30 protein-coding genes are annotated in these 23,763 nt (G+C 34.3%); 2 read left to right on the plus strand and 28 right to left on the minus strand.

The window, feature by feature from the left end:
* Positions 1 to 676: 676 nt before the first annotated feature.
* The 17 genes from MHH26_RS07965 to MHH26_RS08045 form a co-directional block, all read right to left on the minus strand.
* Positions 677 to 1,000 carry a hypothetical protein gene (locus MHH26_RS07965; RefSeq protein ID WP_340972993.1) on the minus strand — a complete coding sequence of 108 codons (324 nt, stop codon included), beginning with the start codon at positions 998 to 1,000 and terminating at the stop codon, positions 677 to 679.
* A gap of 14 nt (positions 1,001 to 1,014) precedes the next feature.
* Positions 1,015 to 1,263, minus strand: coding sequence for a hypothetical protein (locus MHH26_RS07970; RefSeq protein WP_340972995.1), 249 nt, complete (start codon positions 1,261 to 1,263; stop codon positions 1,015 to 1,017).
* Between the two features lie 119 nt (positions 1,264 to 1,382).
* Positions 1,383 to 1,592 carry a hypothetical protein gene (locus MHH26_RS07975; RefSeq protein ID WP_340972996.1) on the minus strand — a complete coding sequence of 70 codons (210 nt, stop codon included), beginning with the start codon at positions 1,590 to 1,592 and terminating at the stop codon, positions 1,383 to 1,385.
* 25 nt (positions 1,593 to 1,617) lie between these two features.
* Positions 1,618 to 2,688 (minus strand): DNA (cytosine-5-)-methyltransferase, encoded by a 1,071-nt coding sequence (gene dcm / locus MHH26_RS07980; RefSeq protein ID WP_340972998.1) that lies wholly within the window; start codon positions 2,686 to 2,688, stop codon positions 1,618 to 1,620.
* 36 nt (positions 2,689 to 2,724) lie between these two features.
* Positions 2,725 to 3,504, minus strand: coding sequence for a phosphoadenosine phosphosulfate reductase domain-containing protein (locus MHH26_RS07985; protein ID WP_340973000.1), 780 nt, complete (start codon positions 3,502 to 3,504; stop codon positions 2,725 to 2,727).
* Between the two features lie 62 nt (positions 3,505 to 3,566).
* Positions 3,567 to 3,848, minus strand: coding sequence for a hypothetical protein (locus tag MHH26_RS07990; protein ID WP_340973001.1), 282 nt, complete (start codon positions 3,846 to 3,848; stop codon positions 3,567 to 3,569).
* A 3-nt stretch (positions 3,849 to 3,851) separates the two neighbouring features.
* A complete protein-coding gene (locus MHH26_RS07995; RefSeq protein ID WP_340973002.1) occupies positions 3,852 to 4,367 on the minus strand; it encodes a 5' nucleotidase, NT5C type in 516 nt (171 codons plus the stop codon).
* Positions 4,351 to 4,857 carry a hypothetical protein gene (locus MHH26_RS08000; protein ID WP_340973004.1) on the minus strand — a complete coding sequence of 169 codons (507 nt, stop codon included), beginning with the start codon at positions 4,855 to 4,857 and terminating at the stop codon, positions 4,351 to 4,353. Before MHH26_RS08000 ends, MHH26_RS07995 begins: the two co-directional genes overlap by 17 nt.
* 332 nt (positions 4,858 to 5,189) lie before the next feature.
* The gene (locus tag MHH26_RS08005) at positions 5,190 to 5,873 is read right to left on the minus strand and encodes a 3D domain-containing protein (protein ID WP_340973006.1); all 684 of its coding nucleotides are present in this window, start codon (positions 5,871 to 5,873) and stop codon (positions 5,190 to 5,192) included.
* A 7-nt stretch (positions 5,874 to 5,880) separates the two neighbouring features.
* Entirely contained in the window at positions 5,881 to 8,181 is a 2,301-nt protein-coding gene (locus MHH26_RS08010; protein WP_445661631.1) for a DNA polymerase, read from the minus strand.
* Positions 8,182 to 8,190: 9 nt separating this feature from the next.
* Entirely contained in the window at positions 8,191 to 9,891 is a 1,701-nt protein-coding gene (locus MHH26_RS08015; RefSeq protein WP_340973010.1) for a DHH family phosphoesterase, read from the minus strand.
* A 10-nt stretch (positions 9,892 to 9,901) separates the two neighbouring features.
* Positions 9,902 to 10,960: a DNA primase gene (locus tag MHH26_RS08020; protein ID WP_340973011.1), complete on the minus strand. Its 1,059-nt coding sequence runs from the start codon at positions 10,958 to 10,960 to the stop codon at positions 9,902 to 9,904.
* 14 nt (positions 10,961 to 10,974) lie between these two features.
* On the minus strand, positions 10,975 to 12,498 hold the full coding sequence (locus MHH26_RS08025; RefSeq protein ID WP_340973014.1) for a replication protein: 1,524 nt from the start codon (positions 12,496 to 12,498) through the stop codon (positions 10,975 to 10,977).
* 9 nt (positions 12,499 to 12,507) lie between these two features.
* Complete coding sequence (locus tag MHH26_RS08030) at positions 12,508 to 13,125, minus strand: hypothetical protein (RefSeq protein WP_340973015.1); 618 nt, start codon at positions 13,123 to 13,125, stop codon at positions 12,508 to 12,510.
* 40 nt (positions 13,126 to 13,165) lie between these two features.
* Positions 13,166 to 14,296 carry an AAA family ATPase gene (locus MHH26_RS08035; protein WP_340973017.1) on the minus strand — a complete coding sequence of 377 codons (1,131 nt, stop codon included), beginning with the start codon at positions 14,294 to 14,296 and terminating at the stop codon, positions 13,166 to 13,168.
* Positions 14,297 to 14,350: 54 nt separating this feature from the next.
* Positions 14,351 to 15,685: a hypothetical protein gene (locus MHH26_RS08040; RefSeq protein ID WP_340973018.1), complete on the minus strand. Its 1,335-nt coding sequence runs from the start codon at positions 15,683 to 15,685 to the stop codon at positions 14,351 to 14,353.
* Positions 15,686 to 15,713: 28 nt separating this feature from the next.
* On the minus strand, positions 15,714 to 16,025 hold the full coding sequence (locus tag MHH26_RS08045; protein ID WP_144533948.1) for a hypothetical protein: 312 nt from the start codon (positions 16,023 to 16,025) through the stop codon (positions 15,714 to 15,716).
* Between the two features lie 746 nt (positions 16,026 to 16,771).
* On the opposite strand from MHH26_RS08045, the gene MHH26_RS08050 reads away from it, so the two are divergent.
* Entirely contained in the window at positions 16,772 to 17,458 is a 687-nt protein-coding gene (locus MHH26_RS08050) for a hypothetical protein (protein WP_340973022.1), read from the plus strand.
* Here the strand turns inward: MHH26_RS08050 and MHH26_RS08055 are convergent.
* The 11 genes from MHH26_RS08055 to MHH26_RS08105 all read right to left on the minus strand — a co-directional run bounded on the left by MHH26_RS08055 (position 17,455) and on the right by MHH26_RS08105 (position 22,951).
* On the minus strand, positions 17,455 to 18,003 hold the full coding sequence (locus MHH26_RS08055) for a guanylate kinase (RefSeq protein WP_340973023.1): 549 nt from the start codon (positions 18,001 to 18,003) through the stop codon (positions 17,455 to 17,457). The two genes, MHH26_RS08050 and MHH26_RS08055, sit on opposite strands and share 4 nt — an antisense overlap.
* Entirely contained in the window at positions 17,996 to 18,388 is a 393-nt protein-coding gene (locus MHH26_RS08060) for a hypothetical protein (protein ID WP_340911427.1), read from the minus strand. The genes MHH26_RS08055 and MHH26_RS08060 overlap by 8 nt, the downstream gene beginning before the upstream one ends.
* 55 nt (positions 18,389 to 18,443) lie before the next feature.
* The gene (locus MHH26_RS08065; protein ID WP_340973024.1) at positions 18,444 to 18,683 is read right to left on the minus strand and encodes a hypothetical protein; all 240 of its coding nucleotides are present in this window, start codon (positions 18,681 to 18,683) and stop codon (positions 18,444 to 18,446) included.
* Positions 18,680 to 19,501, minus strand: coding sequence for a hypothetical protein (locus tag MHH26_RS08070; protein WP_340973025.1), 822 nt, complete (start codon positions 19,499 to 19,501; stop codon positions 18,680 to 18,682). The genes MHH26_RS08065 and MHH26_RS08070 overlap by 4 nt, the downstream gene beginning before the upstream one ends.
* 12 nt (positions 19,502 to 19,513) lie before the next feature.
* Positions 19,514 to 19,660 (minus strand): hypothetical protein, encoded by a 147-nt coding sequence (locus MHH26_RS08075; protein WP_340973026.1) that lies wholly within the window; start codon positions 19,658 to 19,660, stop codon positions 19,514 to 19,516.
* Between the two features lie 11 nt (positions 19,661 to 19,671).
* Entirely contained in the window at positions 19,672 to 20,451 is a 780-nt protein-coding gene (locus tag MHH26_RS08080) for a hypothetical protein (protein ID WP_340973028.1), read from the minus strand.
* 149 nt (positions 20,452 to 20,600) lie between these two features.
* Positions 20,601 to 20,819 (minus strand): hypothetical protein, encoded by a 219-nt coding sequence (locus MHH26_RS08085; RefSeq protein WP_340973029.1) that lies wholly within the window; start codon positions 20,817 to 20,819, stop codon positions 20,601 to 20,603.
* Between the two features lie 314 nt (positions 20,820 to 21,133).
* A complete protein-coding gene (locus MHH26_RS08090; protein WP_340973030.1) occupies positions 21,134 to 21,394 on the minus strand; it encodes a hypothetical protein in 261 nt (86 codons plus the stop codon).
* A 1-nt stretch (position 21,395) separates the two neighbouring features.
* The gene (locus MHH26_RS08095) at positions 21,396 to 21,701 is read right to left on the minus strand and encodes a hypothetical protein (RefSeq protein ID WP_340973031.1); all 306 of its coding nucleotides are present in this window, start codon (positions 21,699 to 21,701) and stop codon (positions 21,396 to 21,398) included.
* Positions 21,702 to 21,982: 281 nt separating this feature from the next.
* Positions 21,983 to 22,360: a hypothetical protein gene (locus tag MHH26_RS08100; protein ID WP_340973032.1), complete on the minus strand. Its 378-nt coding sequence runs from the start codon at positions 22,358 to 22,360 to the stop codon at positions 21,983 to 21,985.
* A gap of 375 nt (positions 22,361 to 22,735) precedes the next feature.
* Entirely contained in the window at positions 22,736 to 22,951 is a 216-nt protein-coding gene (locus MHH26_RS08105; RefSeq protein ID WP_340973033.1) for a hypothetical protein, read from the minus strand.
* A 75-nt stretch (positions 22,952 to 23,026) separates the two neighbouring features.
* On the opposite strand from MHH26_RS08105, the gene MHH26_RS08110 reads away from it, so the two are divergent.
* A complete protein-coding gene (locus MHH26_RS08110) occupies positions 23,027 to 23,701 on the plus strand; it encodes an SOS response-associated peptidase (RefSeq protein WP_340973034.1) in 675 nt (224 codons plus the stop codon).
* The last annotated feature ends 62 nt before the right edge of the window (positions 23,702 to 23,763 follow it).

The raw sequence follows: 23,763 nt of genomic DNA on the forward strand, positions 1-23,763 counted from the left end.
AATATGCCTTTATATGTTCAATTCCAAGCACTTTTAGAGTTTTCTTTACACTCATCCCCTCACATTTTTCTCGAATTTTCTTGCTCAATTCATCAACACATTTACTACAGCAATTAAATTCAATTCTGTCTTCCATGCTTTTTGCGTTCTCTTCTGTTAATCTTAAACATAAGGGGTATTTCTCAACCCCTTCTTTGCAAATCTCGCATATGTAGTCCATTGATTCTCCTTAGCTGTTATATCGATTATATATGTAATTTGTATTTTAATCAATACTTTTTATATGTTATTTTTAATTTATTGTGATCCTATGCTCTTCTTTACTTCCTCTAACAATACCCACGACCTAACAATCTTTGGTTCTATTAATTGCCACGTTTCCTCGTCAATTGAAGCAGCATTCTCAAGAGTCTTATGTATAAAATCTAGATTACTATGCACGGCCTCCAATTCATCTACTATTCTCGCTTTTTCCTGTTCTCTCAGAATTATTCACATCCTAATGCAGTGGAATGTGGTAAGTCCAGCTGTCTACAAATTTGTTATCGTATGTACGTTCTTGTATCTCACAAGTGAATCCTTTTCTGCGTCTAACAAACACTTCTGCTTTTACTTTTGTGATGAACTTTTTCGGAACTCTTGTCCCGTTCCATAATACTCGAAAATAATTCTCTATCTACTCCACTAACCCTTCTTCTAAAGTTTTTCTTTTTTGAATTAACTCGCCAAACCAAGTTTCATCTTTAGTATTCAATGCTTGATCGATAAGTGAGTTTACTTCTGCGATTTCTATTTTCTTTAATTCTTTTTCCGTGTACGTGAGTGTCAATAATGACTCATCGAATTCCTGAGTATATCTGTACCCAGCTACTTCAATATTATATTTAATAACATTTAATTCTTTGCCTCTTTCAATAGATACATGGTGTGTCGCTTTAACAACCTTGCCCACAACACCCCTAGATGCAATCAGAACGCTCTGCCCAATTTTAAATTTCATTCCTTTCTTCCTCTCTAATGGATTAGGTTGTTTTCATTTACTATTTGCATATTAGGATGGCCGCCAAGTGACTTAACCATATTCTCAAGGTATTCAATTCTATTATTCAACTCTAAACACTGCTGCATGTAGAACTGTTTAGACTCAGATACAAAGCCTTTTCCTTGTTTATATCCATCAGCTAAACCTGTGCCTATCACTGCAGGAATAATATCAATCAAATCGCCTTTGCTAAAATTATGTATGTATTCATCAACGGTCATATCTTTGACCAGCTTATGTAGTATTTGTTTTACTTCTTCGTCATGTCTAACGTAGATTGAAAAATTATCTAAGTCTATGTGCAAGACTTTTAATGAGTTTATTTGATCAAGGAGACCTTTCATCTTCCTGTACCAAGTTTTTTCATGTCTTCAATTATTAAATTCATGCCTTCTTGATATGTATCTCTCATAGAATTCATTGCTTCAATTTCTTTAGCTAAGAACTCAATGTACTTTTTCGCATCAACGTTTTTCCCTTCAGCTAGAGCTTTTCTATACTCTTCAACACTCTTCTTAAACTCAGAAATCATTTGTTCGTATTGGTTCATACTTCACCTTCCTTTATGATATTTGTTATTTATATGTATTAAGCAACTCTTTATAAATCTCTTCAAGAACTGTTACTGTAATTGAATTTGCTGCTAGTTTATAAAGTTGAGTGTTGCTATTACCTGCAGATTTTGCCGCATAGAAATCATCATCGCTGAATGCTTGAAGCCTAAAACATTCTAAAGGAGTTTCCTTTCTTATTCTTCTTTCTTTTTCAATATGTATTTTAATACCTTCACCTTTATTTGTTGTAATTGTTGGACTTAAACCACATGAGCTATAAACAGCCCCATTCATACCTTTCCCTGAAGGATGCACATTACCTATTTTACTAACTTTAAACTTGGATGGAGAACTGTTTATCACTTGATTTTTCGCAAAAAATTCTTCTGATTTCTTTTCCGTTATGTAAAATTTATCGTTTACTGAACTTTCAAGAATATCTTCTAAAGATGTATCGATGTTTAACTGTGGTGGCCAGTTAAAATTAAAAGTGTTGATATCTAATTTGGCCAACCGCTCTCTCCCCTTTTGTAAAACATTTTTGGGAGCTTGTTTTATCCAATCTTCATTTTTTACATTGTCTGATCTAATCCCTATAATGAATAACCGCTCTCTCTGCTGGGGAACATTGAAAAATTTTGAATTCAATATTTCAAGATCAATGCAATATCCAGCGTCACTAAAAGCTTTTGCAATGATTTCTATTGTTTTTCCTTTATCATGACTAATTAGTCCTTTCACATTCTCAAAAATGAAGTATTTAGGCTTTTTAGCTAATAAAGTTCGTATATATTCAAAAAACAATGTGCCTCTTGTGTCCTCAAACCCTTTCCTCAGTCCTGCTACACTAAAACTTTGACATGGAGATCCACCTACTAAAATATCAAAATCGGGCAACTTATCTTTTTCAAACTTGGCTACATCACCAAAATTTAAATTCTCATCTACATTATGTATTGCGCAATAGGATTTAATTGCATACTTATCAATTTCGCTAAAGCCAACTAACTCAAAGTCTACTCCAATATTTCTTAGTGCAGCTTCAAAAGCTCCAATTCCACTAAATAAGCTCATCACTTTCAATTTTCCCAATAAATCCTCTCCCATCATTCTAATAAAATTGATCTTTTAATCAAAGTTAACAAAACACCCGCATCCGCCAATATCATTCATATCTACATTTTCTCTTTGATTAGATTCCAATTCTTCACGTAATTGTTTAAGAGTAAGATTAAATCTTTTTCCGTTCCTGGTTCTTCGCAGGATTGAAACATCCTTATTCAAGAATTTTCTCATTTCCTCTTCTTTGTTTTCATGGTACTTATAAAGATCAGGCATTTGTTTCAAAAGGTTTGCAAAATGTCCTTGACCAGCGCGAACACAAAAACCGCCGCAATTATTATGACTGAAACCCATTTTGTATAATCTTGGTTGCTCGATTCTTAAGCTTTCAAGTTCCTTTAACATTTCATCTTTAGTTACATACGGTTCTTTACACATTGGAAATTCTACATGATATGGATGCCAATGTTTTCCTGGAGCCTTGGTACGGTGTTCTTCTGTCCAATCAATACCTAAGTAAAGTATGCATTCTTCTGGTTTAAAGTTATCTTTCAACCACTTTTCAGAAGTCTTTTGTTTTAATATATGAGAACATTGTGCAAGTCTAGAATTTCCTAAATATCGAACGTCCTTAAATACTTCCCAAGGAGTACGCCCATCTTCAATTCGAACAAATTTAACATCCATTTCTTTAACTGTTTGATCTATAAATCTATAAAGATCTGTATCTTCAATGAGAGTATCAGTAAAAAGTAAAATTATATTCTCCTTTCCATGTTGTTTGATTACACGTTTAGCTGTTGCCCAGCTTCCGATTCCTCCGCTATAAAATACAATATGTTTCATTTAAACAACCTTTCTTTTATATTCTTTTAAATTTGTATAAAAGAGATATTTTATTGTAAGTTTCAATTGTTAATTTTGACGTAAACTGAATGACTATCAAATTTTCTTTTTCTTGGTCTTTTTACATCAAATAGAATTTCTGAACCCTGGTACTTCTCATTTTTAGAAATAGTGTGCAAATCAACTTCAACAACTTCTCTGTCCATTGATGTGTCATTTGCTAAGAAATCTTGGCTAACACCATTTAATTCTAATTGCACATCTTTCGCAGAGTTAAATCTAACTTCTTTGTAATCCTTTTTTAATTGAGCAATCTTTTGATCAATCCAAAAATCTAATTTCATCTTTTATCTCCTCTCTAATCTTTGTCCGATCTCTTCCCAGTTCCTAACACGTAAGAATCTGTTGTCATCTTCATTATGAGGTGTATCAAACACTATGCCTACACCTTCAAATGACTCCAAATTGTGTATTCCATCATCAATCATGTAATCAGCTTTAATGATCTTTTTCTTGCCGCAAAGAACAACATGATCATATAAGATAAATGGAAAGTGTTCCTGCAACCATTCTAATTTAGCTTTTAATGATTCTGGATGTGCTGTTGCAGTAGTGACAATATACACCTCGTAGAAATCACTTAGATTCTTAACAGACAAACCTTTAAAAAAGTCATAAGTTAAATGCCTAAATACATCATTGTTTGTATTCACATAATCTAGGATGTTCCAAGATTTTATGTTTTCACATTTTAAAGCAGGATCATCATGTTCATTGATCGCTTTTACCCAAGCTGGTAAGAAATCTGCTAATACGTCATCCATATCAATAGCAATTACTTTTTTTTCATGAGCCTTCCTCACTGACTAAATAAACAACATCCTCAACAATTTCACCGCTGCCATAAATCTCTGTATCAAACGAATATGTATGTAATTTTGACTTTGGTATCACTTCATTATAGAGTTTCACAATTGGTTCAATGTCTTTCGTGTTAACCTGATCATCTCCTCTGCTAAGAATCCTTTCTTTAATTACTTCAGGTCTTGCATACAGATAGATTAACTTGGCCTCACTCAGTAATTTGTTCTCGATATTGCTTACTTGCCCATGTGTGAGCTTTGTATTACCAGGGAATTTGGTTGCATAAACAAGGTTGGAATATATGTATCTATCAATGATCAAGTTGTCGTGTTCTGTTAGTCCAAAGCAATAATCATATAGGCTGTCTTGGCTTCTTTTAGCTAATTCAAATGATGAACCCCGTAGTATCTTGTAATCTAACTTTTTTGACAGTTGCTTGGCTACTGTAGATTTATAGCAGCAGTCACACCCCTCTAAAATGATGATCATTTATCATCCTCCTTTGTAACTTTGTGAAACCCCATTACTTCATGCGAACCATCCTCATACTGCACTTCAAGTTGTGAATATCGAGTTGACACCGTAGCCACTACTGCCCTTTCTTTATTATGGTTTACTATTACTGTGTCGTTTACCTCAAACATGATATCACCTCCTTAATGCAGCTAATTCACTTCTGTCATAAAGTTCGATCATATTGTATTCATCATCGGCAACTCCATATTGGTCGTTCTTATGTACTTCCACTACTGTTCCTTCTCCGTATAATGTAAGAACTCTTTGTCCTAAAGTAAGCTTGTTCAATCAAGTCACTCTCTTCTTTATGTGTTATTTTTAATTTCTTGGACTGTTAATGTTTTTCGTCCAAACTCCCTAGCCTTTTTTATGTTATCAATGAAGACATCTAATCTATTTCCTTTTATATCTCCACCTCTATCCTGACATACTCTTAGTCCGACATCTTCTATGTATAGTTTTGTTCCGAATGCCATGTAAGCTGGACAAGCAATTGTAATACCCTGCCTTGTAGTCACACCGCTCGCTGTTGTTCCATACTCAGAGTCTCCTGGATGCTTACCTGTGCTTTCGTAACCGTTTGTGTAAGCTGTAACAACCATTTTGCGTGTTTGACTCTTTTGTTCCACAGTTTTCTTTGTTTGCTTGACATTTTTATCTCCTTTCTTCTTTTTTACTTTTTTAGCTTTCTCTTGAACTGGTTCAACTTTGATTTTCAGGTATTTCTTTTGTAATTTCTTAGTTATTTCTTTTTTGCTATCTTGTTTTGGTAAGGGCGCATGTAGCTGGATATGTTTCATTGGAAAATCTTCATCAGCTAACTTTGTCTTATTTACCTTTTCACTCGGCTTGTCCTTGATTAAACTCGTTTCCAACTTAATAAACGAGAATGTTAGCAGCCATCCTGTTAAAATTATCAAGACCTTCGAGTTAACTCTATAATATATGTTATTTGTGTTTTTGTCTACAAGTTTTTTGATAATTCTCATCACTCCTTTATGCGTTACATTCAACTTCTTTCTTATCTGCCCAAGTTGTATTAGTGATCTCCAAATCTACAACTACTGGCACCTGCATCCAATCTACATCTTCCATAATTCTTTTAATATGAGGAAAAATCCATTCCTCTCCTTTATAAATTAGGAATTGTAATTCGTCATGAATATTAGCTAGTGGCAATGATTTGCAATTATTTTTTCTTAAAAATTCCCCTATCTTTATTACATATGCTTTTAACATATCAGCGCATGAACCTTGCACAAGATAGTTTCCAACCTTATATGCCTTTTCTGTATTACTCAGAAAGTAAACACGTCCATACATGTTGGTGGCATGCTTATCCTTCTGTACCTTTTTAGCAACTTGCTTTTGGTAATGAGATACCTCAGGGAATGTGTTTGACCACCCTGATACTAACGCATTTGCAATTTCCATAGAAACTTCCAGAGCTTCAGAGGCCTTGGCTGCTCCTCCGCCATAGTTCCTCATAAAATTAAACATTTTCCCTATGTATCTCCAAAACTTTTTAAATGATTTTTCATCAACTGGAGAATCTGACTTATGTATGTATTGTTTATATTTCTCTACACACTCAAACGCTAATGCGATGAGCGTATTGTGAGATGTCTCGCTATGAACATCAGTAGGAGTCCAACTTTCCCCGTCCTCTAAAAGCCATACAGAGCTACCGTCTTCTTTCTTTTCAGACCATCTTATCCTGTCCTCTTTTCTTGTAAAACTGTACTCTTCGCCTGTTAAATAGTGACTGCATTTAAAAGGCATATAAGCTCTACAAAGGTTTAAATCAGGTCTATTTAGTAGAACTGTATAGTTTGCTTGGGCTCGTAATTCTATTTGCGATAAGTCAAAGTATGCAATTTGATCATAATCCCCTCCCTCTACAATAAAAGCTCTTCTTGGGGAGAAAATTTCAAAACTTGAGGGGGCTTTACCTTCACCATGTTCCTTTTCGTATTTTTCCCCTTCTTCTGTAAGGATCCTCTCTTTAGGAAACTGCTGAGCATCGGAGCCTAATCGACCAGATACGGTGTTGAATTGCCCATACTGGGTATAAAAATGCTCATCATATTGAGCTACTTCGATAATTCTAGAGATATATGTAGACTGCCATTTTTCTAATCTTCTTAGCCGAGTAATTAGTTGAGACAACCTATCATCTTTATGTTTTTTTAAAAACGCTTTATCTGTAGTAGGAGGTCTTTCTCCTAACTTTTTTTCAAAATAATCCTGTATTACAGATGCCTGTGAAGCTGTAAAATTTTCTCCGACTATACTCCAAAGTTCTTCGTAATGACTTTGTATTTCATCTTCGCATTTTTTGAAGCATTCGTTTAAGTAAGGCATATCAACCTTCATGCCCACTCGTTCCATTCTCAGTAATTCCATAATCAACTTATTTTCGTGTTCAAGTATCGCTTTCTGTTTTCGTTTTAAAACTGTAGGATAAGTCATTTCCACTATTTCAAGAGTATAGATTCCATCACTATGGACATATTCCATCATTATATCCCTGTCAACTTCTGAATAATTCGCAAAAGGATTTTCTTTTAACCAATTACGATACAGCTTTTCTATTTCGCCAGGAATAGTAATCCATCGCTGCTTCCTTTCAGTTGTAAATTGATCCATATCATTTCTCTTTTTTACTTTGTATGCATCTTTAATTTTTCCAATACCCCAGCCAATGTCTTTGTAAGGCTTTAACAATTCTTTTAAAAGATTTCTTTTTTGATCATTTATTCTTCTTAATTCTTTTTTCACTTCTTTTTCAAATTCTGCTGCTCGAGGATCAATATATTTTTCGGTGACTTTCTTTAACCCCAACATATCTCCACCATCTCTAGCTGATACAGCATCAAATGTAAGTCTGCATAATCCCATAGTGTCTGTAACATTGGCTAAATTAAATACCTCCTCTTCTTCAACTCCACCATTAATCAACATATGCAAATCATATTTCACGTTGTGCCCAACAGTCATAGTGCATTTCTTAGTCAATTGTAATACTTGATAAAGTATTTCTTTATCAGAGTTAAAGGCAAAACTTCTACCCTCTAATCCTTCTTTCCTTTTCTCTTTTGGTAGCTTGTAAGCAAATACCCACATAAAAGGCTTATCGTTGATAATATGCAACCCTGTAGTTTCAGAATCAATCACGCATAATCTAGGTTGGTCTTCATCAAAAAGATTTTGTATTTCTTCAAAATCCTCTATCCAGTGTTTTTCATATTTTTTAGTCACTTCTGTTTCGAGTTTTGGAATTATGATCAAGAGCATTCCTCCTTTCTAAAAAAGAAAACTATGTACCACTTCCAAGTCAACGATTTCAATGTACGGTTTATTTTCACTAGATAACTTACATTTTCCTATACATGTCAAGACATAACTTTCACTTTCATCTGTTAACTGGGGGAACTCGTTTTTATAAAATTGTTTTTTAAACTCCACTTGATTTGATCTTATTTTCAGAGTAGTTGTTCTTTTTTTAAGTATCTCTATTTCACTTTTATTAACATGGATATCAGTGATAGCAACTAAAGGCTCTTCTAATTTGTATCCCCATAACTCTCTTTGATTGCCAATCTCTAAGATAAAATCTTCTTTGAGAAGTTTAAATGGGATTTCAAAATCGACATCAAGAACTGTCTTGTGTTTAATATCTTTTAACAAATCGTTAAGCGCCGAATTAATTTTTTTAAAACTATTCTTTTTGATACAAAATCCTGCTGCATTAGCATGTCCTTCAACGAATTCAAATAGACCAGTCCCCACCAACAGCTCTTTAAAGTTTTTAACTTCCCCTTTATCATATCCTCTTATCGACCCTGTTAAAAACTCAGCTTTTTCTGCATCCCTAGCAAGTAAAACTGGACGTTTAAACATATCAGCAAGTTTATTTGCGACTAAACCTGTTAAGTTTTTTTCAAGAATACCTTCTATATATACAGAGAGTATCTTGTTTTCTAACAAATTTTCTTGGCGTATCTTTTGGACAATTTCATCAGTTGCTTTATCAACTAATCTCTTTTGTTTATTCTTTAAATTGGTTAAAATTCTTACAGTATCATCTTGAATTGAAATTGACTCTTCAACTGTAGATCCACGCTTCTTATAAAGAACCTTTTCTCTTGAACCTAGGAATGATTTGATTAACTGGTCTTTCTCTTTTTTTGAACCTACTCTAATCGCAGCATTAATAAGCGGATTAATATAGAATTGTGTATTCTGAATTGTTTTAACACCATTTGTCGAAAACTCTTGCTTTTTAAACAGCTTTTTCAAAAATGGATTTTTAATACCCTCTAACCCTTTTGATATGTAATATCTTGTTTCTAAACATCTTGAATCTGCAGAATCAGCAATATTGCCAATCGCAACTAAGTCAAGCATCTCTTCAGCATAGTTTTTTTCGAGTTTATCATCAAGAGCTTGACACACTTTGTAAGCCATTCCAGCCCCCGTTAAAGACTTGTTTAAATAATTTGGTGAAAGCTGGTTATTAACAACAATTGCATGTGGGGACTCAACCTCACATTCATGATGATCGATAACCAATATGTCACAACCTCTTTCTTTAAGCTCCTTATGGATTTCGTATTGATTGGAACCTGCATCTGGAATTATTACTAAATCCGTATTGTCTGGCACTGTATCAAGAATAACTCCGTGCTCTTTCCCTTCATGCATCCTGTATGTTATTTTTGATTTCGGAAACATTTTCTTTATGTACTTCATTAAAATTACAGAAGAAGTTATCCCATCAGTATCACTATCAATTTGGATAAAAATATTACTGCCATTTTTCAAATGATCTAATAGCAATTCAGAAGCCTTATTTATGTTACATAATGAAGAATAAGGTTGCTCGTAGGCTGATGATGGGTTTAAAACAGAACCCATCTCAGAACTATAAATTCCCCTATTACTTAAAATAGTTTTGATGATACCCTGCTCAAAATCATTATTTCCAATTACCTTATACTCCAACTCTTCACCTCTATGTAATCTTATATTTACTTGAGTAAAGTTTATTCCAAACTTCTTCTCCTTGATCTGTGGGGGACTCTTTGTCCTTTAGTAAACCTTCAGTATCATATGCGCCATATTTAACTCTTCCTCTAAGCTTATTCGCTTCAGCAAGTACAAAATCTGGTGGCTTATCTTTATCAAAAGCAAATACATAAGTTATATTTAAACCTAATGCTTTTAACAGATTTATTTGATCATCTGACAGAGAGTCTCCCTCTACAGAAACACAGTTTTTATATCCCCACTGCGTCAAAAACATTGTCGTTTTAGCACCTTCAACAATAATCACTTCTTGTTTTTCTTTTATGTATGGCAGAGCTCGATGATAATTAAACAATTCAATTGATTTATTGCATGGAACAATATAAAGATATTTATACTTTTCTTCAATTTTTGAATCTTGTCCACAATAGCGTCCTTTAACTCCGATTAATTGACCTGCAGCATTATGTATTGGAAAAGTCACTCTTTCTGATCTAATATCTAATCCAATTTGGAAGTACTTTTGAGTACCTATACACAACCCACTTCTAAACCAGTCTAAATATGGCAGTATTCCGTATTGGTTTTCATATGAAACTTCAATTGTCTTATTTTCTAAAGTAAGAGGTGTTTCGCTCCTTTTGTTTTTCAGACTAGATAACCATTTATTTAGTTTTGGTCTTTGTTCTTTTAAAGTGGTTTTGTAAAACTCATCTATGTATTCTAAATATCCATACTTCTTACATATCCAAAACTTACTTTTGTTTAATGATTTTACTCTCTCTTCATCTGATTGAGCCTCAAATACTATGTATGAAATAACATCATAAATATCCCCTGATATACCCTTAGATCTAATGTTTGCTACAAGAGCAGGTGTGTTTTTAATCTGTACACTCCTCTCATTATCACCGTCAGGCAAACCAGCGACAATCAACTTTCCCTTTTGTTCGTTTTGGATGTTCCAGCACCCAATATCAGATAATATTTGTTTGATTAGACCCTCATCAAAAATACGCTCTTTAATTGCCTTAAGTTCAGACATATGTCATCTTCCTTTTAATGCGTTCCAATTCGTGGGACTTGGACTAATGCAACCTCTTTAAATGTATTTATTCCATAGCTAACTTCAAATAAAATCTGCTCTTCTTCGCTCCCAAAACGGTTTTTAGCAAGAAATAAAACTAAGTATGTCTTTTTAGGATCGAGATCATAGTCTTCTCTGTAGTACGTTCCTTTAAATTCATCCTTTTTGTAATTGTACGGGTGTAATATATACGGACTGTTTTTTCCATTAGCTGTTTTAGCTCCTGGGTATTCATCGTCATAAAGCAATCTTCCCATCATTACAACTGCTGCAACTTCATTTATCTCCATACTCTTTCCTGTTGCATCTAAATCCAAGAACCTTGATTCCTTACCTAGCTTCAGCTGTACAGTGGCCAAGGTGCCTACATTCTGATTATCTTCTTTAATTAAATCGTGTAGTTCCTGTGCTGAGTCAGAAAACGCCTCCCATCGAGCTTTATCTTTTGAAGACCTATCTGGTTTAAAAGTATCGATTATTAATTTTTTGTACCCTTTAGGTCTATATAATTCCACCCTACTCAAAACATCTTCTATTCTATATTTCTTTAATTCAAGTGTTTTAATTAGACCTTGACCTTTTTCAACTGCCCATGCTTTGGCTTTGTTAAGTTTGTGGAGAGTATCTTTATCAAATTTACCTTCGTACATTTTTTCCCTATTCAAAGGCATCTTTAATACTTTAGAACAAATTGTAGCCAACAAAAGCGATCTCCATTTCTTTACGCTCTCTTCGTTAATGGCCAATATTGCTTTTTCTTGATTTTCAAATAAAGACAGTATGAATTTTTCCATTGCAATTGAACTTTTCCCAACACCAGATGCTAATACAAGATAATATAGAGAACCGTCCTTCCATCCTTTTATTTTCCTACTAAGTCTTGGTGAATCATGTAGAGGAATTCCCATTGACTCACCTGAATCCAGGTCTTCAATGGTTTCATCTAAATTATCAACTAAATCATGCTCGATCACCTCTCCAGCGTTAACATGTGCAAACATTTCCTTATGCTTGAATTGAATGTACATTTGTAGCTGCTTTAAATTCATTCGAGTTAATTTAACTATTTGTTCTTCGTTTCCAATATCAATTAGACCAATGTCTTGCATATTTCTCAGCACTTCGAATTTTTGAATTTCTGATAAATGATATTCTTCATTATGGGTATCTTTCTGACACTCATTCATTATTTCTTCTATAGTTTCAAAGGCTCCGAAATCGTTATATGCTTCAATATAACTCTTCTTGTTTTTTTCTTTTGGTCTGGAAACAACAAAAGAGTATACTGTTTTATCATCAAAGTCCCGAATACCATTATCAAACATTTGAAGACCAACTGTGTAATAAAAAAACCAAGTTTGTTCTGTGAAGCTTTTATTTGTTATTTTATGTGTTTTATACCTTTGATACAATGCAGGATTACTCCAAAGATAACCTACAAATAAAGCTTCATGTACCTGCGAAGGATCCACGAATTCCGATAAGTGTTTTCTCATTAAACCCTCCTATAAAAATTCTGAGATATCCAATACATCTTTTTTGTTATTGTTGTATTTTGCCGTTTCATCCATTGAGTAGGATGTCTGATCAACTAAATTATTATCAATAATCGCCTCTCTACGATTCATTACTGTTTCTTTATTTGAAGCAGCACCGATTGAATCATTAATGTTATTTATAACAATTGCGAACACATAGGAAAATTCATTCCACTTTGCAGCGAAAACCATGTTACTTAAAGTTTTGTTTATGTAGGTTTCATTTACCTCGTATGTATATAAAATGTCTCTAAAAGGCACTCCTTCTTTATACCTTTTAATTTTTTTCTTATTAAACACCACAGTTCCGTTTCTGAGATCTTGGATTTTCTCCATCATTCGACCATCAAGAGTATCAATTCTGTGCAACTTCTTAAGATATGTAAACAACTCATCTAATTCTTTTAATTCTTTTTCTTTAAATGCTTCATTGTTCTTATACTCTTCATCACATTTTAAATGGACATATTTTCTCGCCATCTTCTCAGAACCGTTTTTATTATACTTACCCGTAGGTTTTGAATAACATTTCATTTGCATATGGTCATTTTTCAAACCACAAAATTTACATTTATAACCTTTCATACAGTCACCTCTTGTACATTGAAGAGGGGAATATCCCCTCTTAATTTAAAAATGATTTAACAATTTCAAGAGCTTTAGTCAATTCTTCAACAGTTTTGAGTTGCTTATAGTTACCTTCACCAAATGCCTCTTTAAACTTCTCTGACAACTCAAGTTTCTTGTCTCGTTCAATATCTGAAACAAGAGAATTAATTTCTTCGAGAATTTCATTAGGGTTAGGTTCATTTACTTTATCTACAAACTCTTTAGCCTTCTCTTCTCTAACTTGATCTTCTTCACTCTTGAGTTCTGTAATAGATTTAGTATTCTTTTTAAGTTGGCCTTTAACTGCATTCTCAAAGACTTCTAAGAAGTTTTCCACACCGTAAGGAACTTTCTCAGGAAGATCTGTAAATCTCCCCCCTCCAATCCCAATATAACTAGAAGGAAGGAAGTACATATATGCTTCTGTTGAATGGTGCTTAGCTGCTTGCTCTTTCCCTCCTTTATTCTTCAAATTTTCTTCGATTTCGTTTCCGTTTTTATCCATAACTGTTACTTCATTGTGCAGTGTAACAATTAAATCAGCTTGAGACTCAAAGATATCTGCCCCAGTTTTACTCATCTTTAGTTCAATAGAGTTATATTTAAGATCATCTCTGGTTGTTGTTTCTTTTTCTTTAGTCCACGCTAACCAAATGATACCGTATCCTGCATTTTTCAATAAATCTATCTGTTTCCAAACCTCTTGCTTTAATAACATGTAGCCATTCGTGCCTTTAATTGTCTCTGCAACTTCTTGAAGAGTTTTCATTTTCTTTCCGTACTTTTTATTTAATTCATCTAAAATATATTCTGTGGCCATGTCCATCAACCTATCAGCTGTATCAATACCGAGAACATTAGTCACCCGACCGCTTTTCGCTTCCTCAAGTAGCCCTTTCACTACTTCGCCTTTAAAAAACCTCCAGTCATAATCATGCATCGGAATTACTGAATCTAATTCCCAGGTATTGTACCCTGGTTCAAAGGCTAATAATAGCCCTGCCTCCTTCTGCTCTGGATAAAAAGTTTCAATCAGCTCTTTCCATAATCTTGTTTTTCCTGACTTGTAACCCCCAGCAATCCCAATCATATAGGATTGCAAATCAACTTTAGGTACGATATTCTTAACCTTTTTTCTAAAACTCATATATTCAAACCTCTCTATATTTGTTATTTTTATTTTATTTAGTATGTATTTGAATTAAAATGGAAGCTCATCATCCGAAACAGAAACATTAGAAAAAGGATCTTGTTGCTCAGACTCTCCTGTAATCTCTTCTTCAGTAAGCAAATTTTTTGCGTATGTACCTGTGAAAACATTTAGAATTTCTAAACCTTTTTTTGTACCAGTCGAAACTTGTTCATAGGATTTGACTTTTTCATCAACATCAGCAAAAGGATTGTCTTCTTCCTGTTCTTCAACCTCAACAGTAGCAAATTCCGCTCTGTTATTATCGATGCCATGCACTACTAAGAAATCCAGTCTGTTTAAGTTTGCAAAGGCCTCTGCAATTGATCTTTTCCCTTCTTCTGGTTCTTTATGGTATACAGTTAACTCAACATCGTACACCTGACTTCTTTCTTTACCATAGCCAAGAAATGCAGCATTAACTTTGGTGTCCTTTGATCCCTCTTCTTGATACACACTTTTAATTCCCATTTGCATCTCAAACTCATTGATTTCAGTAAAATTCTCTGATTTAAAATCTCGAATATATGGAATATATTCGTATGAACCGTCTTCTTTGTTGATTCTTATTGTACTTTCTACATTATTGACAACTTTGATTCTATCTGTTTCGCTTGTATTTTCATTATAAGCAACTTTAACTCTTTTACCCTCTTCCCCATTACTGAGTTTAGTAATAAAGATATTACCGCCTTCTGGTGACAACCAACCAACATTTATTTTAACTGTCTCCTCTTTAGCTTTACCGTATCCAAGAACCCTACCTTTTTCTTCTGAATCATAAATTCTATACTCTTCACCAGAATTCACATTGTTGATTTCAACCAGTCCGTTTTTCAAAGGATAAACTTGTTTAATAATTCTCTTTACAACATTAATTGTTTCACCTTCATTATTTTCGAAGGAGCTAAATTCATAAACTCCTCTAACATCAACCCACATGCCAGGTTTAATAAATGTAGCCAGTTCATCACATAAGTCCCAATCGGTTGATATCACTTTATAAGATTCGTCAGGAAATTTCGTTTTATCGAATCTGTGTTCCCATTCTAGTTTAAAAGAATTTTTATGTTTAGAGCTGTAAGGATAAACATAGCCCTGTTCCATTCCAGCAAGTTCGACTTTTAGCTCATTTCTATTAGCTGTTTCTACAATAAACTGAACTACTTTACGATCTTTGCCTGTTTTCGTTTGCGTTAATTCAGAAATCGCCGCTTCTACCCAACTATCAGTTGCATCATCCTTTTTCATAACAGGTTTTACTTTGCCTACAAATCTGAAAAAATTGCTAAATTCTTTACCTTCATGATTTTTATTGATTTTAATATCACTTTTCTTTTTTGCCATAAGTATAGTTGAATCTCCTTTATGTATGTTATTTGTTATTTAATTGATTTTCAATTGCTTGAAACACGCTATCCTCTAAACGTTTTTCAATTCTTAATTTGTGAGGTAGGTTAATAACTTCTACAATCTTTCCCCATCTCACTTTAATCATTAAATTACCATAGAGATAAACCTTGCTCAGTAAGCCTTGTTTGATAATTCTATCAGGTTCTCTTTCCTTTAAGCAGATAATGTGTCGATTAAGTTTCTTTTGAATCTTCTCGTCAGAGAATTTACTTCGTCCTTTTACTGTCTTTCTGTATGTATCAGCAGCTGTTTTACTTACTTTCAATAGCTTCATATGCTCACCTCCTCTTTAACTGTAACTCTATAATATATGTAATTTGTATTTTAGTCAACACCTTTCATATATTATTTTTGATTTAAAATGACAGTTTTATTTAGAATGGAAAAGAACGGCTATAGACCGCTCTCTCCTTGTTAATTTTGTTTAGACGTTTTTGAAATAAGATAATTAATCAATGTTATTACCAAGTAAAACAATGTTCCATAAAACACACCATTAAACAAGCTTACACCAATGAATTTGCTTATTAGCACCACGTAATAAGATGCTGGCGTTCCTGAGAACACCGCCATGTTAAAAAGGCAAATCATTAGTGTTAAAACAAAAAATGTTGCAAACACCGTACGAAACAATTTTGATTTTAACATTGCCATTTTAATTTCCCCTATAATCGAATTCCGTAAAATGAAACTTTCCCTTTGTAATCACAGTTGGTACTTGAAAAATTTTCATTGGCGGTGTTTCATTTTCTTATGCCTAGCCCTAACAAACCAAATTGACCCTACAAAAAAAGCCATACCAAGCAGATTTAAAATGAATCTCATAATAAATGTAGAACCTTCAACTTCTGTGCTCAATAGAACTGATCCGATCAGCACCCCAATTAGACCAATTAGATAGTAAAAAAACAAACAATCATCCCCCGCTTAAATTCAGTTTAAATTGTCACCTATATATTACCAACAAAACCAACATATGTTATCATTATAACGTCAAATCAAACAAGGGGGAATAGTAAATTGAAAAAGTTAGTGCTTGTTTTCTTAGGGTTAATGTTGTTTTTAACTGTACCGCTTCAAACAGTAGCTGCAGCTAATCAGACAACAAACGAAATCAAGGATTCACACCAAATTGAGATCGAAGGTAAGTTGCATACTTTCACTTCTGTTATTAAGGACGGTGTACAAACTGTCTCAATTGATGATGGTGAAAATGTAGGCGTTGTATATTACAACAGCAATGAAGACGAACTTCGAATTAACAATAAATTAGTGGATAAAGAAACAATTGAACAAATAAAAAGCGGTATTGGAGAAGATTTAAGTATCGATAGTGATTCACAATTTGATACCCTCTCCAATAAAAGCTACAATTGGAAACACGTGAAGTCTTACAAAAACGAAATAAATATCACTACCACAGTTATTTTCCTTGTCACTGGAGCTATTCTCATGCTACCAACTGGAACTGGTGCAGTTGCTGGTGCGATTTTTACAGCTAAAGCAATTGCTGTTATTGTATCTGCGGTAATTTCTTCATCAGGCTCTACTGGGCAGAAAAAGTTTTACTACACTGTAAATACATACTACAGCCCTAAAAATGGATACTGGAACAATAAATTTATTCTTACTGTTTACAAAGATAAAAAACGTAAGAAGAAATTGACTAAAGTAACGCACCAAACTCGTTTAGGCAAGAAATATTAATTTGATGGTTTACCTGTTTCTGATTCTACAACCTTTTCAATGATCTCTTTAGTGACTCTAAACCTATTATGATTGTTTCTTATAACATAATCATAATAGGTTTTATTTTTCATCTCTTCAGAGTATGTACTCAATCTTTGTTCAACTTTATCTAATGTATCTCCCCTTCGGATCATTTGTTTATAAGCCTGATCGTAAGGAGTGTACAAAAACAAGGTGACACAATTAGGATAGACCTTTTTTATCTGCTGCATTCCATGATAATCAACAATGACAAAAGCATCCCCTATACCCATCTTATTTTCAAATTCTTCTTGATCAATTCCATAGTAGTTGCCACTATATTCAACTTGTTCGATTAACTTACCTTGTTCCTTTAACTCCTCGAATTTTTTTAGACTAATAAATTTATAGTCTAGGCCATCAACTTCTCCTTGTCTTGGTTTCCTGGTAGTAAATGATACGACTTCATTCTTCATGATGTGACGCATCAAACTCGTTTTACCGCTGCCGCTATGACCTGATAACACAATGAGTTTATTCATTTCTTGCTGTAACCTCACTCCAATTCCACATGTCTAAAGTTCTCATATCGAAGTTAGCAGGGTATTTCTTCATCTCAAGCCAAACTTTAAAACGTTTACCCGAATTCTTATGTACAACGCTTAATTCTTCCCTGTTGAAGAATCTGACAATGGCTTGATTGAATTCAATTGGTCGTTCAACCACATAACCATGCTTAAAAGCAGCAATAAAGCTTTCAGGCTTTTCTTTATAGAAATTGTAAATCACATCAGCAAACTCAGGGTTCTTATCTTTCATTACATCAAATTGAACCAACCCCAAATAGAGATGTTTATCTGAATAGCCAAGATTTTTCTTAAAATATTCAACTGCCTCGTGAATCTCTGGACTTAAAACAACTGTCATACAATCACCTCTATATCTTATTTTTAATTTAAAACGAATGTTTTATCGTGTTTCATTAAGCTACCTCTTTTACTGAATTATATCCAAATGCAATTTGATAGTTGAAAAATATTGCAAAGATTTCTGTCTTAAATCCTTGATGAGTAATATCATTGTCATATCCTTTCATGTAGTGTTGCATTACCTCTCTGTTAAAGCCTAGTGCAACTGACCAATTATCCAACCTTGCAATATTTTTTAATTCAACAAACCAGCCTTTTTTTGGATAAAAATCTTTCTTTCGTTTATTCATCATTCGCCCTTACCCGCTCTCGAATCGTCGATTACTACAAGATCAGCATCATCGATATAGTCGTATTCTCCTCCGATATATTTGTATTTACCATCCTCGATTTTCTCTACCGTTTCTTCATACGTACGCATACTAAATGCAGTTCTTCCCCTTACAACATCGCCCACACGAACTTCTGTCGGCTGCGGCACGTTTAGATACTCCGCAGGAACCGACCACCCTAGCGAGCGTCTTAGCGCAATAGCCTTCCCGATGTGTACGTTAAAGCAGTCGTTTGGTGCGCATTTGGCGATTCCTCTTCGGACTATATTCGTACACCCTTTTATTTTTCTCAGATCAACGACTGTTCTTTTAGCGATGTTAACGATGAATTCGTGAGCATGTTCGTAGTCGCTGTTTAATATATACCTAACGTCTTCCTTCGCCTGCGCAACGACCTCATCTCGTATCTTTTGGTCGGTCTCCTCGTACGTGCCATGTGCCGCCTTAGTATCTGCATCGAAACGTCCTTGATCGTAACCTAGCTTATATGACTGTGTCTTAATCGCCTTCATTGCGTCTTCGACTAGCGCCACTAATTCGTCATAGTCCATTTCGTATAGATTCAGGGTCGGCGTGTGCTCTCCTACGATGACTTCGTATTCATAATCAAGTATAATATCTCTTTCCGTATTAACCACAGAGCAGTTACTATTAACGAAAGCTACTTCAAATACGTCACCGTTCTCATATTCATCTTCGACTTCCGAGACATTCGTAATCAAAATACGTTCGCCTACAAGCGCCTTACGTTTCTCCGTTTTATATTTAGTATCAGTCAATACATTTCCCCCTCAATAGATTTGCTTTCTTTTTAATTTGATATCCTTTTCCATGCCTCGATGCTCAATATTGCTTAAAAGGTGTTTTAATTTTTCATTCTCGATTCTCAACAATCTGTTATCTGCTTGTAATTTATTAATTAAGGTTTCAGTATTCAACATGTATCCTCCTAGTAAAGCTCAGGTGAGTTAGACTTAATCTCTCTATAACCCAACTCTTTTAAATGCTCTTCCCAAACTTCAAATACCCTGTCTATTTCAGGTTTTATCTCCATCTGTTTTTCCCAAGTCTCAAGATTCCTATTGATCTCTTTGTGACACGATTTAATTACATCTTCCTGGTTTTTAATTAAATGTGTAAGCGTATCTATGTATTCTTTCTTTTTAAATGGATGTACCAGCAAGGTGGAACATTGAATTCCTATGTACTTAAATGGTTTCTTGATAAATCGATTGTTATCTTTTAAAAGTCCAATTAAGGGTCTTTTTAAAACTTCCGTGTACCGTTTAATAGCAGATTCAGACTCTCGAATTCTACTTTCAAGGTCTTGATTCATTCTCTCGTAATACTTTTCTGAAGACCATTCAACTGTTCGGCCGTATGTTTTTGATTCCCAATTTACTCTAATAACGCTGCCTTTATCGGTGATAATCGCAAAAGGATTCAAGTTTGCAGTGGAAATTTTAACACTGCATCCATCGTATATGTTTCCCACATAGCCATTAAGAAGTTGCAAAACCTGTTGTCTTATATTTATGGAAAACTTACTTATCACTTCTTTATCTAAAGCATGAAATAAATTCTTTTGGACAGTTGTCATGCTTGCTAAGTATGTATTCAGGTTGCTCAAAACATTGTCCTTTTCTTGGATAATGACTGAGTAGGCATTGCATAAATAATCCAAATCAGCTTGTTTATTCAGTGTGGCCTGTTTTAGTTCGCTTATCATTAAATTCCTCACTTTCGTTAAAAGGTTGTTTTTATCTAAAAATATAAATAATGCAAAGCCCTACTACGATTGTAATTACACTCAGATTAATTAATGCAATCAGTATTAATTGTTGCCTTTTCCACTTTTCCATTTTATTAGAGGTTGTTTCAAGACTTCTCTCCAATTTCAATAGTAATTTTTCTATCGACTTCACATTTAACCTCCTTGATGATCTCAATTGCTTTATCAAGAGGTAATCGTTTCAGATAACATTGATAACCAAGTTCAAGAGTGTACACAGTACCCTCGCTCAAGACTTCATCTCGTTGTATTTCCTCTAGTGATTTACCGTTATTCCTCATTTTTAAATAGCCTTCAATTGTCATCTTCATTCCCCTTTCAATCCTCAGCTTTTATGAATTCCATTAAAACGGACATTGGTTCGATATCGAACTCTTCATGTTCGGACGATACTTTGTTCCAAACGTGCATTGTTGCTTCCTTGTCTCTACCGTTAATTTTTGTGTTTATTTTTAATGGCTCTGACCCGTCTAAATCCTCTTTTGATGCTAGATCATTAGAATGATCCTTTATGTGTTGGTCAAAGCGTTTTCGGCATTCTCGACGTATAAGAAGAAGTTTTCTTCAACTGGCAAGCCTCTATCGAAAAGCTGAACACGAATGATTTCATTTTCCTTTCTCATATCAAGTTGCCGTCTCTTCCCAGAACCATTTTATTATCGTTAATTATGTCCTCTAGCACTGCTTTAACCGATAACGGTTTTCCGTCCTCATCATAAGTTCGGCTGTGTCTGACTGCGGCATATGTCTCAGTGACTTCGGTAATTTCCAATTTGTCTCCATCGTCTGCAACGTTGTCAGTGTAAATTCTAATTGCGTCTTCTTTGTTGTGCGCTTTGATCAATGCGTAATATGGATCATGCACCTCGTAAAATTTCATCTTATTCACCCTCCGTTTTCAATTTAAAGCCAGCTGTCAAAGCGTCTTGATAAACTAGGCTTGCACTTAATGCATGATGATTTCTGGCATCTGTACTGCTGCTCCATCCATCATAATTCCCAGCCATTGCTTCATATTTTTGTGAGATATGATAGTCATATCGTTTTTGAAAAGTCTGCTCTTTGTCTTCCAGCTCATGAAGGGCTTTTATCATCTCTTTTACGGATTCCTCTATGGATTCTGGAACATCCCATTTCCTTTCGCTCAACTCATCGATACATTTTCGCTGATTATCACTGAGATTCACTATGTTTCCTCCTATTATTCTAGGTACTTATTTGTAATCATTCCGTAATTTTCTTTTAATAAAACAACGTAACATTTTCTGATAAAATTGCTTTGGATGGTGGTGATATTATGAAATATTATATTGTGGAATTTATTGACTCTGTTGCAGAGTACTCTAAAACTCTATTAATCAAGGTTTTCTTTTGTATAGGACTTCCTCTGGCTTTAATTTATTCAGTTTTCTTCAGATGAGTAGGGATATTTAACCCTACTCTATAACATTTGTTTAAAAAATTACTTTTAACTAATTAATTTCAATTGTTCTTTCATATGATCAACCCATTCAACAAACGCATCTATAATAGGCTGCCTGTTGCTTGAATCTGCCCATCCTGCAAATCCAATAAATCCATCTAAGTTAAAGCTGATTGCTTCCCGTTGGGTAAAGTAGTGACTGTTTATGTATAGATAGCAACTTTTCAATGTTCCATTTGTTCTGTACTTGCTATTTAGTTTTTGACTCATCCTCATTGTGTCAGTTGACATCGCTTTCGCTTTAACTGCTCGTTTAATATGCTTATTGAGTAGCATTACTAAGATACAAATATCTCCCTCTGTAATGTCTTCATAACGCAGTCCCTCTTTTTGAAAATAACTTCTTGCTTCTTCCGAGTTCAATTGGTCTTCTCCTCCTAATCAACTAAAATCTCTGTTTTACCCTAACTTATCGAACTTCCTTTTTAATCCGCCAAATCTCATCAGCTTCTGATTATTTGTAATTTGTAGATTCAATTCATTGATTTCTTCTTGAATCAACGGTCTCCAATACTTGATGTATCTTATAATCCCACCTGTAATGAATGATACGTTCATTGTTACCCAAATGAATTCCTTATTCACGAATTCACCATTTCCATAACTCCTGGATAAAAGATAAATGAACAGATTTGCTATGATAAGCCCCACGAAAGGCTGCTTTAAAACTCCTGCCTTAATCAGATACTTTAAGTCTCTGGTCAAAATCCTCAAACAAACACACCTTCTATATATGTATTATTTTTTAATTAACCCACCATAATCTTCTTCTATATGTACAACCCACTGCTCATACAACTCGTCGTACCATGCATCACTAATCGCTGTATAAATTCCAATGCCTTCTTCATGTAGCATTTTAAATACTTGGCCACAGCTTAATTCACTAAAAGGTTGTTGTATCCATACGCCTTCAACATATACTTGAACTTGTTCTGTTCCTATTACGGACATTGCGTCACCGCCTATCTTTTTGATTTTCCCTTGTCAACCTTGTACAATGTTCAAAACTCCTAAAGGATGATGAACATGTGTGGTAGATTTACTTTATTCTCTGAATTTGATGACATTATTAAGCATTTCAGTATTGATGAGTTCTTGCCCGAAGATGAATATCAACCGAGCTATAATATTGCTCCATCTCAAAATATCCTGACAGTTATCAACGATGGATCAAATAACCGTCTTGGCAAACTAAGATGGGGTCTTATCCCTCCTTGGGCTAAAGACAAAAAGATTGGTTATAAAATGATAAATGCCCGCTCTGAAACATTAACCGAAAAACCTAGTTTTCGAAAACCGCTCATAAACAAACGTTGTATCATACCAGCTGACAGTTTTTATGAATGGAAGCGCCTCGATCCAAAGACTAAAATTCCTATGCGGATTAAGCTTAAATCATCTAACCTTTTTGCTTTTGCAGGGTTATATGAAAAATGGAACACGCAAGATGGCAATACGTTATTCACTTGCACAATCATTACGACAAAGCCCAATGAGCTTATGGAAGATATTCATGATCGTATGCCAGTAATCCTGACTCAGGGAAGTGAAAAAGAATGGCTCAACCCTAAAAATTCCGACACTGATTATCTAAAGAGTTTGCTAAAGCCTTATGCTGCTCATGACATGGAGGCATACCAGGTTTCATCCTTAGTAAACTCACCTAAAAACAATTCACCAGAGCTCATACAATCCCATTAAGTACCACTGTTCTTTCGCTTTATATATCACCTTCACTTCGTTATTATGTAATAGGTAGGAGG

Origin of the sequence: Bacillus sp. FSL K6-2839, assembly GCF_038003365.1 — a bacterium.
Lineage (GTDB): Bacteria > Bacillota > Bacilli > Bacillales > Bacillaceae > Bacillus.

What these genes read in the sequence shown, in the direction of transcription:
- MHH26_RS07965 (WP_340972993.1), bottom strand. Translation starts at nt 1,000, where the DNA reads ATGAAATTTAAAATTGGGCAGAGCGTTCTGATTGCATCTAGGGGTGTT.
- MHH26_RS07975 (WP_340972996.1), bottom strand. Translation starts at nt 1,592, where the DNA reads ATGAACCAATACGAACAAATGATTTCTGAGTTTAAGAAGAGTGTTGAA.
- MHH26_RS08080 (WP_340973028.1), bottom strand. Translation starts at nt 20,451, where the DNA reads ATGATAAGCGAACTAAAACAGGCCACACTGAATAAACAAGCTGATTTG.
- MHH26_RS08105 (WP_340973033.1), bottom strand. Translation starts at nt 22,951, where the DNA reads ATGTCCGTAATAGGAACAGAACAAGTTCAAGTATATGTTGAAGGCGTA.
- MHH26_RS08090 (WP_340973030.1), bottom strand. Translation starts at nt 21,394, where the DNA reads ATGAAATTTTACGAGGTGCATGATCCATATTACGCATTGATCAAAGCG.
- MHH26_RS08055 (WP_340973023.1), bottom strand. Translation starts at nt 18,003, where the DNA reads ATGAATAAACTCATTGTGTTATCAGGTCATAGCGGCAGCGGTAAAACG.
- MHH26_RS08025 (WP_340973014.1), bottom strand. Translation starts at nt 12,498, where the DNA reads ATGAGAAAACACTTATCGGAATTCGTGGATCCTTCGCAGGTACATGAA.
- MHH26_RS07985 (WP_340973000.1), bottom strand. Translation starts at nt 3,504, where the DNA reads ATGAAACATATTGTATTTTATAGCGGAGGAATCGGAAGCTGGGCAACA.
- MHH26_RS08035 (WP_340973017.1), bottom strand. Translation starts at nt 14,296, where the DNA reads ATGAGTTTTAGAAAAAAGGTTAAGAATATCGTACCTAAAGTTGATTTG.
- MHH26_RS08060 (WP_340911427.1), bottom strand. Translation starts at nt 18,388, where the DNA reads ATGACAGTTGTTTTAAGTCCAGAGATTCACGAGGCAGTTGAATATTTT.
- MHH26_RS07970 (WP_340972995.1), bottom strand. Translation starts at nt 1,263, where the DNA reads ATGACCGTTGATGAATACATACATAATTTTAGCAAAGGCGATTTGATT.
- MHH26_RS08000 (WP_340973004.1), bottom strand. Translation starts at nt 4,857, where the DNA reads ATGATCATCATTTTAGAGGGGTGTGACTGCTGCTATAAATCTACAGTA.
- MHH26_RS08040 (WP_340973018.1), bottom strand. Translation starts at nt 15,685, where the DNA reads ATGGCAAAAAAGAAAAGTGATATTAAAATCAATAAAAATCATGAAGGT.
- MHH26_RS08110 (WP_340973034.1), top strand. Translation starts at nt 23,027, where the DNA reads ATGTGTGGTAGATTTACTTTATTCTCTGAATTTGATGACATTATTAAG.
- MHH26_RS08010 (WP_445661631.1), bottom strand. Translation starts at nt 8,181, where the DNA reads ATGCTCTTGATCATAATTCCAAAACTCGAAACAGAAGTGACTAAAAAA.
- MHH26_RS08005 (WP_340973006.1), bottom strand. Translation starts at nt 5,873, where the DNA reads ATGAGAATTATCAAAAAACTTGTAGACAAAAACACAAATAACATATAT.
- MHH26_RS08045 (WP_144533948.1), bottom strand. Translation starts at nt 16,025, where the DNA reads ATGAAGCTATTGAAAGTAAGTAAAACAGCTGCTGATACATACAGAAAG.
- MHH26_RS08065 (WP_340973024.1), bottom strand. Translation starts at nt 18,683, where the DNA reads ATGATGAATAAACGAAAGAAAGATTTTTATCCAAAAAAAGGCTGGTTT.
- MHH26_RS08030 (WP_340973015.1), bottom strand. Translation starts at nt 13,125, where the DNA reads ATGAAAGGTTATAAATGTAAATTTTGTGGTTTGAAAAATGACCATATG.
- MHH26_RS08020 (WP_340973011.1), bottom strand. Translation starts at nt 10,960, where the DNA reads ATGTCTGAACTTAAGGCAATTAAAGAGCGTATTTTTGATGAGGGTCTA.
- MHH26_RS07990 (WP_340973001.1), bottom strand. Translation starts at nt 3,848, where the DNA reads ATGAAATTAGATTTTTGGATTGATCAAAAGATTGCTCAATTAAAAAAG.
- MHH26_RS08085 (WP_340973029.1), bottom strand. Translation starts at nt 20,819, where the DNA reads ATGACAATTGAAGGCTATTTAAAAATGAGGAATAACGGTAAATCACTA.